The organism is Streptomyces sp. NPDC043896 (assembly GCF_056435605.1).
The window spans coordinates 1-15,293 of the sequence record NZ_JBWKEE010000009.1; the positions used below are offsets into that span (position 1 = coordinate 1).

A 15,293-nucleotide genomic window follows, 5' to 3' on the forward strand; every position below is an offset into this window, starting at 1 on the left:
CCCCCCCCCCCCCCCCCCCCCCCCCCCCCCCCCCCCCCCCCCCCCCCCCCCCCCCCCCCCCCCCCCCCCCCCCCCCCCCCCCCCCCCCTCCCCCCTCCCCCCCCCCCCCCCCCCCCCCCCCCCCCCCCCCCCCCACCCCCGGTCGCGCATTTGACTCCACAGTCAACCGCGAGGAAGCCAACCCATGACCGTGCACTCCCAGGGAGCGACGACCAGCGCTCCACAGGACGCACCACACACGTCCGCCGGACGGCCGCCGCAGGCACCCGCCGCCAAGGCCGGCCCCAGTGATACGTCTCCTCGCGGAGGCAGAAAGTCGCTCCCCTCGGGGTGGCTGCCCTACCTGCTGGTGCTGCCCGCCGTGGCCGGCCTCGCGCTCCTCCTGCTGTACCCGCTGATCAAGAACGTGATCCTGTCCTTCCAGGACATCAACAAGATCGAGTTCATCCAGCGGAAGTACCCCTTCGCGGGACTCGACAACTACACCCAGCTGCTCGGCGACTCGACCTTCTGGACCGTCGTCGTCCGCAGCTTCGCCTTCACCTTCGCCAACGTCGTGCTGATCATGGCGATCGGCAGCCTCATCGGCATCCTGCTGAACCGCCTCGGCAAGTGGATGCGCCTGGTCCTGTCGATGGCGCTGGTGATGGCCTGGGCCATGCCGATCGTCGCCTCCGTCCAGGTCTTCTACTGGCTGTTCGACGAGCAGTTCGGCGTCATGAACTGGGTGATGCGCACGATCGGCTTCTCCGGCTACGAGCAGCACAACTGGTTCGAGACCGGCCTGTCCACCATGACGATCGTCACGCTCGTGGTCGTCTGGGGCTCCATCCCCTTCGTCGCCCTCAACATGTACGCCGGCCTCACCACGGTCGGCGCCGAGCTGTACGAGGCCGCCCGCATGGACGGCGCCAACGGCTGGCAGACCTTCTGGCGGGTCGTCTTCCCGAACCTGCGCCCCTTCTTCCTGGTCACCACCTTCCTTGAGGTGATCTGGGTCTTCAAGGCCTTCACGCAGGTCTACGCCATGAACAAGGGCGGCCCGGACCGCGCCTCCGAGATCCTCCCGGTCTTCGCCTACGTCGAGGGCCAGAGCCAGGCCCACTACGGCCTCGCCGCCGCGATCTCCGTCCTGACGATCCTGATCCTGCTGGTCGTCATGTCCTTCTACTTCCGCCTGATCCTGAAGCAGGAGGAGGAGCAGTGAGCACCACCACCGCCCCGAACGAGCCCGCACAGCAGCTGCGCACCCGGCGGCCGCTGCGCCCCGCGACCGTCGCCAAGAACCTGGGCGCGGTGCTCCTGGCCCTGGTCTTCGTCTTCCCGGTCTACTGGATGTTCTCCTCGGCCCTCAAGCCGAACGGCGAGATCCTCACCAAGGACCCGGTCTTCGTCTTCACCCCGACGCTGGACAACTTCTCCAAGGCCACCGGCGTCGACAACTTCTGGACCTACGTCACCAACAGCCTCGTGGTCACCGTGGGCGCCGTCCTGCTGGCCCTGCTGGTCGCCCTCGCGGCGAGCTTCGCGATCGCCCGCATGCAGTTCAAGGGCCGCAAGGGCCTCGTACTCGGCGTGATGATGGCCCAGATGGCCCCCTGGGAGGTCATGGTCATCGCGATGTACATGATCGCCCGCGACGGCGAGATGCTGAACAGCATCGGCCTGCTCACCGCGATCTACTTCGCGATGGTCCTCCCCTTCACCATCTGGACCCTGCGCGGCTTCATCGCCGCCGTCCCGGTGACCCTGGAGGAGGCCGCCCAGATCGACGGCTGCACGCGCGGCCAGGCCTTCCGCAAGGTGATCTTCCCGTTGCTGGCCCCGGGCCTGATGTCCACCTCGCTCTTCGGCTTCATCACCGCCTGGAACGAGTTCGCGATGGTCCTGATCCTCAACAAGGAGAAGACCGCCCAGACCCTGCCCCTGTGGCTGACCCAGTTCAAGACCGCCTTCGGCAACGACTGGGGCGCCACCATGGCCGCGTCCTCGATCTTCGCGATCCCGGTCCTGGTGATCTTCATCTTCCTCCAGCGCAAGGCCGTCGGCGGCATGACCTCCGGCGCCGTGAAGGGATAACGGCCATGACGATCCTTGCGCACCCCCCGACCGCGTCCGACGGTCTCACCCGTGACGCCCTCGCGGTCCTCCAGCCCGGCTTCGAGGGCACCACCGCCCCCGCCTGGCTGCTGCGCCAGATCGGCGCCGGCCTCGCCTCCGTCGGCCTCTTCGGCCGCAACATCGCCTCCCCGGAGCAGCTCGCCGCGCTCACCGCGCAGCTGAGGGACGTACGGGAGGGCGTGCTCGTCGCCATCGACGAGGAGGGCGGCGACGTCACCCGCCTGGAGGTCCGGGGCGGCTCGTCCTTCCCCGGGAACCTGGCCCTCGGCGCCGTCGACGACACCGCCCTGACCCGCGAGGTCGCCCGCGAGATGGGCCGGCGCCTCGCCGAGTGCGGGGTCAACCTCAACTGGGCCCCGTCCGCGGACGTCAACTCCAACCCCGACAACCCGGTCATCGGCGTCCGCTCCTTCGGCGCCGACACCGCGCTCGCCGCCCGGCACACCGCCGCCTACGTCGAGGGCCTCCAGGCCGCCGGCGTCGCCGCCTGCACCAAGCACTTCCCCGGCCACGGCGACACCAACGTCGACTCGCACCACGCGCTGCCCCGCATCGACGTCGACCTGGACACCCTCCAGGCCCGCGAGCTGGTCCCGTTCAAGGCGGCCATCGAGGCCGGCACCCAGGCCGTCATGAGCGCCCACATCCTGGTGCCCGCCCTCGACCCGACCCGTCCCGCCACCCTCAGCCCGCAGATCCTCACCGGTCTGCTGCGCAAGGAGCTGGGCTACGAGGGCCTCATCGTCACCGACGGCATGGAGATGAACGCCATCGCCGGGACGTACGGCATCGAGCGCGGCTCGGTGCTCGCCATCGCGGCCGGCGCCGACGCCATCTGCGTCGGCGGAGGCCTCGCCGACGAGGCGACCGTGCTGCGTCTGCGTGACGCGCTGGTCGCCGCCGTACGCGAGGGCGTGCTCCCCGAGGAGCGGCTCGCCGACGCCGCGGCCCGGGTGCGCGCCCTCGCCGACTGGACCCTGCGGTCCCGGCCGGACGCGCCGCGGGAGGGGAGCGGCGCGTCCGGCATCGGTCTGACGGCGGCCCGCCGCGCGGTGGTCGTCTCCGGCGCGTCGGCCCCGGTCTCCGCCCCGTACGTCGCCACGCTCGCGCCCGTCGCGAACATCGCGGTCGGCGACGAGACACCGTGGGGGGTGGCCGCGGAGCTGGCCGAGCTGGTCCCGGGGACGCTCTCGGGCGTCTACCCCGAGGGTTCCGCGGCCGAGGAGGTCCTCGCGGCCGCGGGGGAGCGCACCGTCGTCGCCGTGGTCCGCGACGCGCACCGCCACCCGTGGATGACCCGGATCCTCGACGCGCTGGTAGCGGCCCGGCCGGACACCGTGGTCGTGGAGATGGGCCTGCCGCGCGCCGAGCCGCGCGGGGCGCTGTACGTCGCCACGCACGGAGCCTCCCGCGTGTGCGGGCGGGCCGCCGCCGAGGTCATCGCCGGCCGCGCCTGAGACACGTGAAGGCCGGGCCCCCGTGGAGGGGGGCCCGGCCTTCACGTGTCTGCGCGGCCGGCGGCTACAGGCCCTGCCAGGAGGGCTTGTTCGCGTAGGTGTGGCGGAAGTAGTCGGCCAGCTTCAGCTTGGAGGCGGCCGCCTCGTCCACCACGACGGTCGCGTGCCGGTGCAGCTGGAGCGCGGAGGCCGGGACCAGCGCGGACAGCGGGCCCTCGACGGTCTGCGCGACGGCCTCGGCCTTGCCCTCGCCGGTGGCCAGCAGGACCAGGTGGCGGGCGTCGAGGATGGTGCCGATGCCCTGGGTGATGACGTGGTGCGGCACCTGCTCGATGTCGTCCTCGAAGAAGCGCGCGTTGTCCACGCGGGTCTGCTCCGTCAGCGTCTTGATGCGGGTGCGGGACGCCAGGGAGGAGCAGGGCTCGTTGAAGCCGATGTGCCCGTCGGTGCCGATGCCCAGCAGCTGGAGGTCCACCCCGCCGGCGGCGGCGAGCGCCCGGTCGTAGGCCTCGCAGGCGGCCTGGACGTCCTCGGCGGAGCCGTCGGGTCCCATGAAGGAGGACTCGGGCAGGCCGAGGGGCTCCACGACCTCGCGGAGGACGACCGCGCGGTAGGACTCCGGGTGCCCGGCCGGCAGGCCGACGTACTCGTCGAGCTGGCAGACACGGGCCTTGGAGGCGTCGACCTCGCCCGCCTTGACCTTGGCCGCGAGGGCTTCGTAGACGGGCAGTGGGGTGGAGCCGGTCGCCACGCCGAGCAGGGCGTCGGGCTTGCGGCGTACCAGGGCGGCCATGGCCTCCGCGATGAGCTCGCCGCCTGCCTTGGCGTCCGGGACGATGACAACTTCCACGCTGGGCCTGCCGATCTGAGTGGTGTGGTGGTATAGACCAATCTAGCAGAGCGGGCCCCCGGATGGCGGTACTCCGCCGCATCCATCGTCCCCCCGTTCCCGGCCCCCCGCCCGGTTGGCGGGGGGCCGGGAACGGGGCCGGTCACAGCAGCGCCAGCTGGAGTCCGCCCGTCGCGTCCAGGTGCTGGCCGGTGACCCACCGGGAGTCCGGCGAGGCCAGGAAGGCCACCACGTCGGCGACCTCCGCAGCCGTGCCCACCCGGTTGAAGACCGACCGGGAGGCGGCGTGCGCCCGGGCCGCCGGGTCGGCCAGCCAGGCGGCGTTCAGCTCGGTCTCGGTGATGCCGGGGCCCACCGAGTTCACCGTGATCCCGCGCGGCGCGAGCGCGGCGGCCAGGGACACCGTCAGGGCGTTCACCGCGCCCTTGGCCATGACCGTGGCCAGGATGGCCGGCAGTGCGATGTCCGGGGTGCCCGTCACGTTCACGATCCGCCCGCCGTCGGCCAGTCGCTCCAGCCCGTGCTTGATGACGAAGAACGGCGCCTGCGCGTTCAGCGCCTGCACCCGCTGGAAGGTCTCCTCGTCCGTCTCCCCGATGCCCGCGAAGGTCGCCGCCCCGGCGTTGTTCACCAGGACGTCCACCCGCTCGGTGTGCTCGGGGTGGGCCTCGTACGCCGCCCAGAGCGCCTGCGCGTCCCCCGGGATCCCGAGCTCCGCGCCGAGGGCGAAGGCCCGGCCGCCCGCGCCGCGGATCGCCGCGACGGTCTCCTCCGCCGCCGCGGCGTTGCGCCCGTAGTGCACCGCGACCAGCGCCCCGTCGCGTGCCAGGCGCTCGGCGACGGCCCTCCCGATGCCCCGGCTGCCGCCCGTGACCAGTGCCGTCTTCCCCTTGAGCACGCCCATGACGCGCCCCCCTCCATAATTTGCTAGCGGTCGCTACAGAAAGGGACCGTACCAGATTCCCTAGCGACCGCTATAGAATGACGCCCATGGTGACAGGACAGCGCGGCAGGCCCCGCTCCTTCGACCGGGCCGCCGCCCTCGACAAGGCGATGCTCACCTTCTGGGAGCAGGGCTACGAGACCACGTCCATCGCGGACCTGACCCGCAACCTGGGCATCGGCGCGCCCAGCCTCTACGCGGCCTTCGGCGACAAGCGCAAGCTCTTCGACGAGGTCGTGGTGGTCTACGGCAGCCGCTACGGGGACTTCGCGAGCGTGGCGCTCGCCGAGGAGCCCACCGCCGCCGCGGCCATCGGCCGCATCCTGCGCGAGGCGGCCGAGATCTACACCGACCCCGCCCACCCGCCGGGCTGCATGGTGATCAGCGCGGCCGCCAACACCACCTCGGAGGAGGTGGCCGAGGCCCTGCGCGCGCGCCGCAACGCCAACCTTGAGCAGTTCGAGAGCAGGATCAGGGCCGACATCGCGAGCGGCGAGCTGCCGGCCGGCACGGACGCGCGGGCGCTCGCGCGCTTCGCCGGGGCGGTGCTCCAGGGGATGTCGCAGCAGTCGCGCGACGGCGCGAGCCGGGAGGAGCTGGAGGCGGTCGCCGAGCGGGCGCTGCTGGCCTGGCCGGCGAAGTGATCCGCACCGGAGGGGTTCCTCTGGGCCACGGTGCAGGACGGGACCCTCAACCCGTCCGGCACCGTAGCCCGGAGTACTCACGGCCGTAGGGTGTGCGGTGCCCGGCGGCCGTTGGAGGCACCCGCGCGGTCAGGGCAGAACGCGTGGCCACCTCGATCCGTCCTCCTGTGCGGGGAGGGCGGAAGCAGTAACACAATTGTGGACTAGACCAATCTGTCCTGTCCATCCAATCGCGGGGTCTACTGACCCGTCACTTCCTCCAACAGTACGCGGAGTGGGGGCTTCCTGGATACTCCTGAGTATTCGTGGTGGGGAAAGTCATCCCCGTACCCGGGGTACGCTCGCAAGGTGCCCTCCATGAACGACCTCGTACGCCAGCACACCGCTCTCGGTGAAACCGACCTGGAGTGGCTGCATCTGCTGGTCTCGGAGTGGCAGCTGCTCTCCGACCTCTCCTTCGCCGACCTCGTGCTCTGGGTCCCCACCCTCGACGGCACCCGGTACGTCTCCGTCGCGCAGATGCGGCCCAACACCGGCCCGACCTCCTACCAGGACGACATGGTCGGCCACCTGGTGCCCCGCGGCCGCCGCCCGCTCCTCGACGCCGCCCTCGACGAGGGCCGGATCGTGCGCGAGGGCGACCCGGAGTGGCGCGAGGAGGTGCCGGTCCGCGTCGAGTCGATTCCCGTCCGCCGCGAGGGCCGCGTACTCGGAGTGATCGCGCGGAACACCAACCTGCTCACCGTGCGTACACCGAGCCGTCTGGAGCTGACCTACCTCCAGTCCGCCTCCGACCTCGCCCAGATGATCGCCGCGGGCGCGTTCCCCTTCCCCGGCCAGCAGGTCGACATGGACGCCTCCCCGCGCGTCGGCGACGGCCTGATCCGCCTCGACGCCGACGGCGTGGTGACGTACGCGTCCCCCAACGCCCTCTCCGCCTACCACCGCCTCGGCCTCGCCGCCGACCTGGTGGGCCAGCACCTGGGCACCACCACCGCCGAACTCGCCCCCTCCCGGGGCCCGGTGGACGAGGCGCTCGTCAAGCTCGCCAGCGGCTGGGCCCCGCGCGAGACCGAGGTCGAGGGCAACGGCGGCGTCATCCAGCTGCGCGCCATCCCGCTCAAGCCCAAGGGGACCCGGATCGGCTCCCTCGTCCTGTGCCGCGACGTCACCGAACTGCGCCGTCGCGAACGTGAACTGATCACCAAGGACGCGACCATCCGGGAGATCCACCACCGGGTGAAGAACAACCTCCAGACCGTGGCCGCGCTCCTGCGGCTCCAGGGCCGCCGCATGGATTCGCCGCAGGCCCGCGAGGCGCTCAACGAGGCGGTGCGCCGCGTCGGGTCGATCGCGATCGTGCACGAGACCCTTTCCCAGAACCTCGACGAGCGGGTCGAGTTCGACGAGATCGCCGACCGCGTGATCGCGATGGTGGCCGAGATCTCGCCCGGCCGGGTCGAGTGCCGGCGCCTCGGCCGGTTCGGGATCCTGGACGCGGAGGTCGCCACTCCGCTGTCGATGGTGCTGACCGAGGTCCTCCAGAACGCCCTGGAGCACGCCTTCACCCACGGGGAGGGCGGCACCGTGGAGGTGTCGGCGAGCCGCTCCGGCACCGGCCGCAAGGACTCCCGGCTGCTGATCACCGTCGTCGACGACGGGTGCGGGCTGCCCGAGGGCTTCGACCCCCAGCGGGCCGGCAACCTCGGACTGCAGATCGTCCGGACCCTCGTGGAGGGCGAGCTCGGCGGCACCTTCGACATGGTCCGGGCCGAGCCGCGCGGCACCAGGGTCGTCCTCGACGTCCCCGCCAGCCCCCAGAAGTAATCGAAAGGGCCCGTCACTCAGCGTGACGGGCCTTCTTCGTGCCCTGCTCGGCACAGCACTGAGCCCCGGACCGGAAGTTTCCCGGGCCGGGGCTCAAGAGCACGTTGCTGAGCGCTTATACGGGTACTACGCGCTGCGGCTCGAGGCTCGAAAGTCGATGTCAGGCGGTGGCGTTGCGCGCCCGATTGCGAGCGGCGCGGCGCTTCATGGCGCGGCGCTCGTCCTCGCTGAGACCGCCCCAGACGCCGGAGTCCTGGCCGGACTCGAGCGCCCACTGCAGGCACTGCTCCATGACGGGGCAACGGCGGCAGACGGCCTTGGCTTCCTCGATCTGCAGCAGCGCAGGACCGGTGTTGCCGATGGGGAAGAAGAGCTCGGGGTCTTCCTCGCGGCAAACGGCGTTGTGACGCCAGTCCATGGCTGCTCCATCTCCTTGTATTGCGGGCAGGTTGCTTGTGAATGTGAACGCTTTCACGAATCCCCCCGTGAGGGAAGGGCCGACGCCCAGTTGCCTGGTGCGGTCCGAAGATTCGTGGTGGGGTTCTGGCGCTCTGTGTGGGTGCCGGGTTCTGCGGGCTGTCCCGATCGCCATGTAGAGATTCGCAAACCTCGGACGGGGATACAACCCCTTCCGGAAAGTTTTTTTGGATTCGTCGGTGTCTACTAGGTCACAGCCCTAGTTCCTGGGGGTGGACTGGCGTGTAAACGTTCGACTGAAAGGACTTTGGGCCCTTCCACTCACACAATCACACGCAGTGCACGGCGTACGCCTGTGAACCGAACGCTGGTACGCAGTCCGAGGTGATCCCCGTCCATCTGGAAAGGGAGCGGAACCTTCGAATGCAAGGTGAAGTCCGTCAGATCGTGCAGAGACACCGCGTGCTTGCCGTGCGGACCGCGCTCAGGAGTCGAGGTCAGGAGCTGTGTCGCGTACCGGGCGACGGCCGGAGTTGACAAACGGTCCAGCGCCAATACGTCAAGTGCGGTGTCGAAAGAGGCCTCCGGAGAGGCGTACAGGGGCCGGTTGCCCAGGTACGTCCACGGAGAGGTGTTGCAGACTATCGACAGCACCAGATCCTGCACCGGCTCCGCGCCGGGCTGCTGCAGCGTGATCGTGCCGTGCCGCCTGTTCGGCTCTTCCCAGAATTGGCGCATCAGCTGCCGGACGTAGAGCGCGTGGGTCGAACGCTTTCCGCGTTCCCGCTGCTGCTCGACCCGCCCCACCACCCCCGCGTCGAAACCGAAGCCGGCGCAGAAGGTGAACCAGCGCTCGGGCACCGACTCGTCGTCGCTGCCCGGGGTGCCGGACGCGAGCCCCAGGCCCACCGTCCGCTCGCGCTTCTCCCGCAGCGCGTCCAGCAGGGCGCCCGTCGCCTCGACCGAGTCGTTCGGCAGCCCGAGCGCGCGGGCGAACACGTTCGTCGAACCGCCCGGGACCACGGCCAGCCCCGGCAGCCGCTCCGGATCGGGGCCCTCGTGCAGCAGACCGTTCACGACCTCGTTCACGGTGCCGTCGCCGCCCAGCGCCACCACCAGGTCGAAACCCTCCCGCGCGGCCCGGCGCCCGAGGTCGCGGGCGTGGCCCCGGTACTCGGTGGTCACCGCCTCCAGCTTCATCTCGCTGGCCAGGGCATGGGTCAGGACGTCGCGCGTGCGCGCGCTGGTGGTCGTCGCTGCAGGGTTGGCCACGAGAAGAGCACGCATGGTCGCCAGAGTACCCACCCCTCCACATGCGGCCCATACCGACCGTACCGTCAGGGCCCCGCGGTACGCGGCTACCCTGCTGGGGTGAGCAAGAAGCCGACCCCCCAAGCCCCCGCCGCCCCCGAGCCCGCAGGACTGCCGGGCCGGCTGACCGCCGCCGCAGCACTGACCGCGCTGGAGGGCCTGGCCCTGGCCGGCCTCGGCGTCTACATGCTGTTCGTCGGCGTCGCCGGCGACCCCGACTCCCCGCAGCAGGCCGAGACCGGGGGGCTGACCCTGCTCGCCCTCGCCGCGCTCCCGCTGGTCGCGGCGCGCGGGCTGCGCCTGGGCCGCCGCTGGAGCCGCGGCCCGGCACTGATCACCCAGCTGATGGCGATGCCCGTCGCCTGGACCCTGTGGACCACCGGCGGGGCGATGACCGCCGCCGCGGTGGCCCTGGCCCTGGCCGCGGTGGCGGTCGCCGCGCTGCTGGTGAACCCGACGGCCACCGAGGCGCTGGGCATCGGACCCGGGGACCAGGCCCGATAGCCCACCGCCGGGGGCTCCGCCCCGGCTACTCCTCGACGAGCAGCTTCTCCCGGAGCTGGGCCAGGGTGCGGGCCAGCAGCCGGGACACGTGCATCTGCGAGATGCCGACCTCCTGCGCGATCTGTGACTGGGTCATGTTGCCGAAGAAGCGCAGCAGCAGGATCCGCTTCTCCCTCGGGGGCAGTCCCTCCAGCAGCGGCTTGAGGGACTCGCGGTACTCCACGCCCTCCAGTGCCTCGTCCTCCGAGCCCAGGGTGTCCGCGACCGCCGGCGACTCGTCGTCGGTGTCTGGCACGTCGAGGGAGAGCGTGCTGTAGGCGTTCGCGGACTCCAGCCCCTCCAGCACCTCCTCCTCGGAGATGCCGAGCCGCTCGGCCAGCTCGTGCACCGTCGGGGACCGGCCGTGCTGCTGGGACAGCTCGGCCGTGGCCGTCGTCAGCGAGAGCCGCAGCTCCTGCAGGCGCCGCGGGACCCGTACGGCCCAGCCCTTGTCGCGGAAGTGCCGCTTGATCTCGCCCACCACGGTGGGCGTGGCGTACGTGGAGAACTCGACCCCGCGGTCCGGGTCGAACCGGTCCACCGACTTGATCAGGCCGATGGTGGCGACCTGGGTCAGGTCGTCCAGCGGCTCACCGCGGTTGCGGAACCGCCGCGCCAGGTGCTCGACCAGCGGCAGGTGCATCCGGACCAGCCGGTTGCGCAGCTCCGCCCGCTCGGGTGACCCCTCGGGCAGCTGCCGCAGCTCGAAGAACAGGGACCGCGCGCCGCTGCGGTCCCGCGGATCCGGCAGCGCCACGGGCGCGTCCGGCACCTCCGGGGCCTCGGCCTCCGGTGGCAGTGGTTGGTCGTGCTGGTTCTCGCTCATAGGGCCCGCCCGTCGCTCCGCCGAGTCCAAAAAGCCGTCTTCCGCATCCGCGTCAGCCGGGTGCGGCCGGGCGTGCTGCTGCTCCGGGATGCCGCCGTCGACCTCGTGCCTCACCCGGGGCCGATCCCCGCCCCGCACCGGGATCTCCCCGCCGCTCACGCCGGGCCTGGCCCCGCGCCGCGCTGTTTGTAGAGGCTGATGCTCACTGTCTTGTCGTCCTCGACCGTCGCCTCGACCTTGCCGGCCAGCGCCGACAGGACCGTCCACGCGAACGTGTCGCGCTCCGGCGCCCGCCCGTCCGTGGTCGGGGCGGAGACGGTCACTTCCAGCGAATCGTCGATCAGCCGGAAGACGCAGCTGAGGACGGAGCCCGGCACGGCCTGCTGGAGCAGGATCGCGCAGGCCTCGTCCACCGCGATGCGGAGGTCCTCGATCTCGTCGAGGGTGAAGTCCAACCGTGCCGCGAGTCCGGCCGTGGCCGTTCGCAGCACCGACAGGTAGGCACCCGCAGCCGGCAGCCGGACTTCGACGAAGTCCTGGGTCCCGGGCTCGCCTGCGATCTGGGACACCCTCACCTCCAAGGTGGTACGAGCTCTGTTCGCCGGTGACGCTATCGCGATCCGGGCGATCGTGTCGCGGCACCCCTCATGGCGCCCGCTGGGAGCGACCGGGCCGACCCCGCCGAGTGCGGTGACTGATGGTAAGCCCATGAGTACGCACAGTGGCTAGGGGTCTGCGGGCCCAATTCGGGGGAACCGGCGGAGGGTTGACCTACCCCGCTCCAGCCGATCGAACCTTCGGCTTCGCGTGGTCGAGGAACCGTCCTCAGACGATCGAACCGTCGACGAAACACCAGCGCCAGGTCTCGCCCGGCTCGAAGCTCCGCATCACCGGGTGCCCGGACTCCTGGTGGTGGGCGGTGGCGTGCCGGTGGGGCGAGGAATCGCAGCACCCCACGTACCCGCAGCCGAGGCACATCCGCAGCTGTACGGGATGGCTCCCGAGCGCTTCACATTCCGGGCAGGTCAGCGCATGCGGGACGGGTTCGGGGCGCGGCAGTTCGGCAACGTGGGTGCACTCGCTCATGATGGCCAGGTTACGGCCAGGGTCCGGGCGCGACATCGGCGACGACGGATGGGGATGGATCTTCGATGGAGGTATTGCCGCTGGTGGCGCTGGTCGCCGGGAGCGCCGCCGTGGCGGGGGCGGCCCGGCGCACCCCCGTGCCGGCGCCGCTGCTGCTGGTCGCGGCGGGGCTGATCGCCGCGTACGTGCCCGGGGTGCCCTCGTACGCCCTGGACCCGCACATCGTGCTGCCGCTGCTGCTCCCGCCGCTGCTGCACACCGCGGCCGTGGACAGCTCGTACCTGGACCTGCGGGCCAACGTACGGCCGATCGCCCTGCTGTCGGTGGGGTACGTGCTCTTCGCGACGCTCGCGGTCGGCTACCTCGCGTACCTGGTGGTGCCGGGGCTGTCGCTGCCCGTGGCGCTGGTGCTGGGCGCGGTGATCGCCCCGCCGGACGCGGTCGCGGCCACGGCGATCGCGCGGCGGCTGGGGCTGCCGAACCGGATGACGACCATCCTGCAGGGCGAGTCCCTGGTGAACGACGCCACCGCCATCACCGCCTACAAGGTGGCGCTGGCCGCCGCGGTCGGGCTGAGCGCCGGCTGGGCGGGCGGGGTCGCGGAGTTCCTGCTGGCCTCGGTGGGCGGGGTCGGGGTGGGCCTGCTGCTGATGGTCCCCATCCACTGGCTGCGCAAGCGGCTGCGGGAGCCGCTGCTCCAGAACACCCTGTCGCTGCTCATCCCGTTCGTGGCGTACGCGGCGGCGGAGCGGGTGCACGCCTCGGGGGTGCTGGCGGTGGTGGTCGTCGCGCTGTACCTGGGGCACCGGAACTGGCAGGTCGACTTCGCGACGCGGCTCCAGGAGGAGGCCGTGTGGCGGGTGGTCGCCTTCGTGCTGGAGTCGGTGGTGTTCGCGCTGATCGGGCTCCAGCTGCCGGTGGTCCTCAAGGGACTCGGGGAGTACGAGGGCGCGGCCGCGGCCTGGTACGCCGTGGCGGTGTTCCTGGCGGTGGTGGTGGCGCGGTTCGTGTGGGTGTTCCCCGCGACCTTCGTGCCGAGGTGGGTGTCGGAGCGGATCCGGCACCGGGAGCCCGACACCGACTGGAAGTCCCCGACGATCGTGGGCTGGGCCGGGATGCGGGGCGTGGTCTCGCTGGCGATCGCCTTCTCCGTGCCGATGGAGGTGCCGCACCGGAACCTGATCCTGTTCCTGACGTTCACCACCGTGATCGGGACGCTGGTCGTGCAGGGGCTGACCCTGCCGCCGCTGATCCGGGCGCTGAGGCTGCCGCCGAGGGACGCCCGGGCGGAGACCCTCGCGGAGGCCCAGGCGCAGAGCGAGGCCTCGCGGGCGGCGGAGGACCGGCTCGCGGAGCTGCTGGAGGACCCGGCGAACAGCTCGCTGCCGCCGCCGCTGGCGGACCGGCTGCGGACGGTCCTGGAGCGGCGGCGCAACGCGGTGTGGGAGCGGCTGGGAGAGGTCAACCCGCTGACGGGGGAGTCGGCCGACGACGTCTACCGGCGGCTGGCGCGGGAGATGATCGAGGCGGAACGCGAGGTCTTCGTCTCGCTGCGCGACCGCCGCCGCATCGACGACGAGATGCTCCGCGGCCTGCTCCGCCGGCTGGACCTGGAGGAGGCCGCCGCGTACCGGGAGGAGTCGGGCTGAGGCGGGTCAGGGCGCGCCGGTGATCACGGCCGTGACGGTCGAGCCGCGCGGGAACGCCCCGGAGACGGTCAGGGCGTGCAGGGCCCAGAGGAGCTTCGCGACGTAGATCCGCTCCACCGGGACGCCGTGCCGGGACTCGAAGTCGGCGGCGAAGGCCTCCAGGGGCTCGGGGACGCGGGCGTAGCCGCCGTGGTCGAAGCCCTCCGCCAGGGTCCAGTCGCCGGCCGGGCCGCCGAAGGCCAGGGCCTGGAGGGAACGTATCTCCGCGCCCAGGAAGCCCCCGGCGAGCACCGGCACGCCCAGCGCCCGCTGGCCCGGGGCCAGGCCCGCCGCGAGGCCGGCCAGGGTGCCGCCCGTGCCGCAGGCCACCGCGGCCACGTCGCAGGTGCCGCGCAGCTCGCGGCCGAGTTCCGCGCAGCCCGTGAGGGCGAGGGCGTTGCTGCCGCCCTCGGGGACCACGTACGCCCCGACGGCGCCGGCGGCGGCCAGGAGGCGGTCCCGGGTCCCGGGGTCGGCCTTGGCGCGGTACTCGGAGCGGGTGACGAAGTGCAGCCGCATGCCGTCGGCCGCGCAGCGGGCGAGGGAGTCGTTGAGGGGGCGGCCGGCGAGCTCGTCGCCCCGTACGATGCCGACCGTCTCCAGGCCGAGCAGCCGCCCGGCGGCCGCCGTGGCCCGGAGGTGGTTGGAGTAGGCGCCGCCGAAGGTGGCGAGCCCGCGGTGGCCGGCGTCCAGGGCCGCCCGGAGGTTGGGCGCGAGCTTGCGCCACTTGTTGCCGGGCAGCCGCGGGTGGACCAGGTCGTCCCGCTTGAGGAGGAGGCGCACCCCGTGCGCGCCGAAGCGCTCGTCGGCCGCCTCGACGAGGGGGGACGGCGGGCGGGGGCGCAGTTCGGGGTGGGTCACCGGCCCATTGTCAGGGCAGGCGCGGGGTGATGGAGGGGTGTGGGGCCCGGCGCGCTCGCGCGCCCGGGCCGGGGAGAGGGCGTCCGGCGGGGGCCGGCCGGTCGACCGGTGCGATCACTTGAGGCGGTCGGCGACGCGGTCGCGGAGCCAGGCCATGGTGAAGCCCCGGGGGTCGATCTTGCCGGGCTGCCATTCGAGGTGCCCGAGGACCGAGCGGGCGCCCCAGCCGTGGACCCGGCAGACGGCGGCGGCCGCGCGGACGATGGCGTCGAGCTGGACGGCGGGCCAGGGGTCGTGGCCGTTGCCGAGGTTCTCGCACTCGAAGCCGTAGAAGTGCCGGTTGCCGTCGGTGTCGGCCTCGTGGTCGGCGGGCAGCCGCTTCTCGGCGATCACGGCCGCCAGCACGTCGGAGTCGCCGGCTCCGGCGTGGTTGGTGCGGCCGTAGCCGACGAGGTGGACCCGGCCGTCCTTGGTGATGACGCCGTGGCAGAGGGGGCCGGGGAGGGCGGCGTCGCCGTTGCGGCAGAGGTCCACGGTGTACGCGGTGCCGTTGGTGACGGTGTGGTGGATCATCACCCCGTGCACCGGCCCCCAGGGGCCCTTGTGGTTGCGGTTGCGGGTGCGCCAGGCGCCCACTTCCACGACGGTCAGGCCCTCGGCGCGCAGTGCCTGGATGAAGCGGTCCGCGGACATGGGTGGGGCCATGGCCGCCTCCTTTC

The 15,293-nt window shown here is 72.1% G+C and carries 16 protein-coding genes; 7 read left to right on the forward strand and 9 right to left on the reverse strand.

Annotated features, from left to right (window positions below):
* The first annotated feature begins 184 nt into the window (after window positions 1-184).
* Genes AC069X_RS15095 through AC069X_RS15105 form a run of 3 tightly spaced genes read left to right on the forward strand, consistent with a single transcriptional unit; the run spans window position 185 to window position 3,578 of the window.
* On the forward strand, window positions 185-1,207 hold the full coding sequence (locus tag AC069X_RS15095; RefSeq protein ID WP_478728785.1) for a carbohydrate ABC transporter permease: 1,023 nt from the start codon (window positions 185-187) through the stop codon (window positions 1,205-1,207).
* A gap of 35 nt (window positions 1,208-1,242) precedes the next feature.
* Window positions 1,243-2,079 carry a carbohydrate ABC transporter permease gene (locus AC069X_RS15100; protein ID WP_478729244.1) on the forward strand — a complete coding sequence of 279 codons (837 nt, stop codon included), beginning with the start codon at window positions 1,243-1,245 and terminating at the stop codon, window positions 2,077-2,079.
* A gap of 5 nt (window positions 2,080-2,084) precedes the next feature.
* Window positions 2,085-3,578, forward strand: coding sequence for a glycoside hydrolase family 3 protein (locus tag AC069X_RS15105; protein WP_478728787.1), 1,494 nt, complete (start codon window positions 2,085-2,087; stop codon window positions 3,576-3,578).
* Window positions 3,579-3,642: 64 nt separating this feature from the next.
* Here the strand turns inward: AC069X_RS15105 and nagB are convergent, their stop codons facing one another.
* Both nagB and AC069X_RS15115 read right to left on the reverse strand, forming a co-directional pair.
* Complete coding sequence (nagB, locus tag AC069X_RS15110) at window positions 3,643-4,428, reverse strand: glucosamine-6-phosphate deaminase (RefSeq protein WP_478728789.1); 786 nt, start codon at window positions 4,426-4,428, stop codon at window positions 3,643-3,645.
* Between the two features lie 142 nt (window positions 4,429-4,570).
* Complete coding sequence (locus AC069X_RS15115) at window positions 4,571-5,332, reverse strand: SDR family oxidoreductase (RefSeq protein WP_478728791.1); 762 nt, start codon at window positions 5,330-5,332, stop codon at window positions 4,571-4,573.
* Window positions 5,333-5,418: 86 nt separating this feature from the next.
* Between AC069X_RS15115 and AC069X_RS15120 the strand changes: the two genes are divergently transcribed.
* A complete protein-coding gene (locus AC069X_RS15120) occupies window positions 5,419-6,015 on the forward strand; it encodes a TetR/AcrR family transcriptional regulator (RefSeq protein ID WP_478728793.1) in 597 nt (198 codons plus the stop codon).
* 357 nt (window positions 6,016-6,372) lie between these two features.
* Entirely contained in the window at window positions 6,373-7,842 is a 1,470-nt protein-coding gene (locus AC069X_RS15125; RefSeq protein ID WP_478728795.1) for a sensor histidine kinase, read from the forward strand.
* Window positions 7,843-8,002: 160 nt separating this feature from the next.
* On the opposite strand, the gene AC069X_RS15130 is transcribed toward AC069X_RS15125, so the two are convergent.
* Both AC069X_RS15130 and AC069X_RS15135 read right to left on the reverse strand, forming a co-directional pair.
* Window positions 8,003-8,260, reverse strand: a complete 258-nt coding sequence (locus AC069X_RS15130; RefSeq protein WP_004937597.1) for a WhiB family transcriptional regulator — start codon at window positions 8,258-8,260, stop codon at window positions 8,003-8,005.
* 320 nt (window positions 8,261-8,580) lie between these two features.
* Window positions 8,581-9,546 carry a diacylglycerol/lipid kinase family protein gene (locus AC069X_RS15135; RefSeq protein WP_478728797.1) on the reverse strand — a complete coding sequence of 322 codons (966 nt, stop codon included), beginning with the start codon at window positions 9,544-9,546 and terminating at the stop codon, window positions 8,581-8,583.
* An 84-nt stretch (window positions 9,547-9,630) separates the two neighbouring features.
* Here AC069X_RS15135 and AC069X_RS15140 point away from each other — a divergent pair, with 84 nt between their 5' ends.
* Window positions 9,631-10,074 (forward strand): hypothetical protein, encoded by a 444-nt coding sequence (locus AC069X_RS15140; RefSeq protein WP_478728799.1) that lies wholly within the window; start codon window positions 9,631-9,633, stop codon window positions 10,072-10,074.
* A 25-nt stretch (window positions 10,075-10,099) separates the two neighbouring features.
* Here the strand turns inward: AC069X_RS15140 and AC069X_RS15145 are convergent, their stop codons facing one another.
* The 3 genes from AC069X_RS15145 to AC069X_RS15155 form a co-directional block, all read right to left on the reverse strand.
* Entirely contained in the window at window positions 10,100-11,077 is a 978-nt protein-coding gene (locus AC069X_RS15145) for an RNA polymerase sigma factor SigF (RefSeq protein WP_478728800.1), read from the reverse strand.
* A gap of 17 nt (window positions 11,078-11,094) precedes the next feature.
* Entirely contained in the window at window positions 11,095-11,508 is a 414-nt protein-coding gene (locus AC069X_RS15150; protein WP_478728802.1) for an ATP-binding protein, read from the reverse strand.
* Between the two features lie 256 nt (window positions 11,509-11,764).
* Entirely contained in the window at window positions 11,765-12,025 is a 261-nt protein-coding gene (locus tag AC069X_RS15155) for a UBP-type zinc finger domain-containing protein (protein ID WP_470974557.1), read from the reverse strand.
* A 65-nt stretch (window positions 12,026-12,090) separates the two neighbouring features.
* On the opposite strand from AC069X_RS15155, the gene AC069X_RS15160 reads away from it, so the two are divergent.
* Entirely contained in the window at window positions 12,091-13,674 is a 1,584-nt protein-coding gene (locus AC069X_RS15160; protein WP_478728804.1) for a Na+/H+ antiporter, read from the forward strand.
* 6 nt (window positions 13,675-13,680) lie between these two features.
* Here the strand turns inward: AC069X_RS15160 and AC069X_RS15165 are convergent, their stop codons facing one another.
* On the reverse strand, window positions 13,681-14,574 hold the full coding sequence (locus tag AC069X_RS15165) for a 1-aminocyclopropane-1-carboxylate deaminase/D-cysteine desulfhydrase (protein WP_478728806.1): 894 nt from the start codon (window positions 14,572-14,574) through the stop codon (window positions 13,681-13,683).
* 114 nt (window positions 14,575-14,688) lie between these two features.
* The gene (locus AC069X_RS15170; protein ID WP_478728808.1) at window positions 14,689-15,279 is read right to left on the reverse strand and encodes an N-acetylmuramoyl-L-alanine amidase; all 591 of its coding nucleotides are present in this window, start codon (window positions 15,277-15,279) and stop codon (window positions 14,689-14,691) included.
* Between the last annotated feature and the right edge of the window lie 14 nt (window positions 15,280-15,293).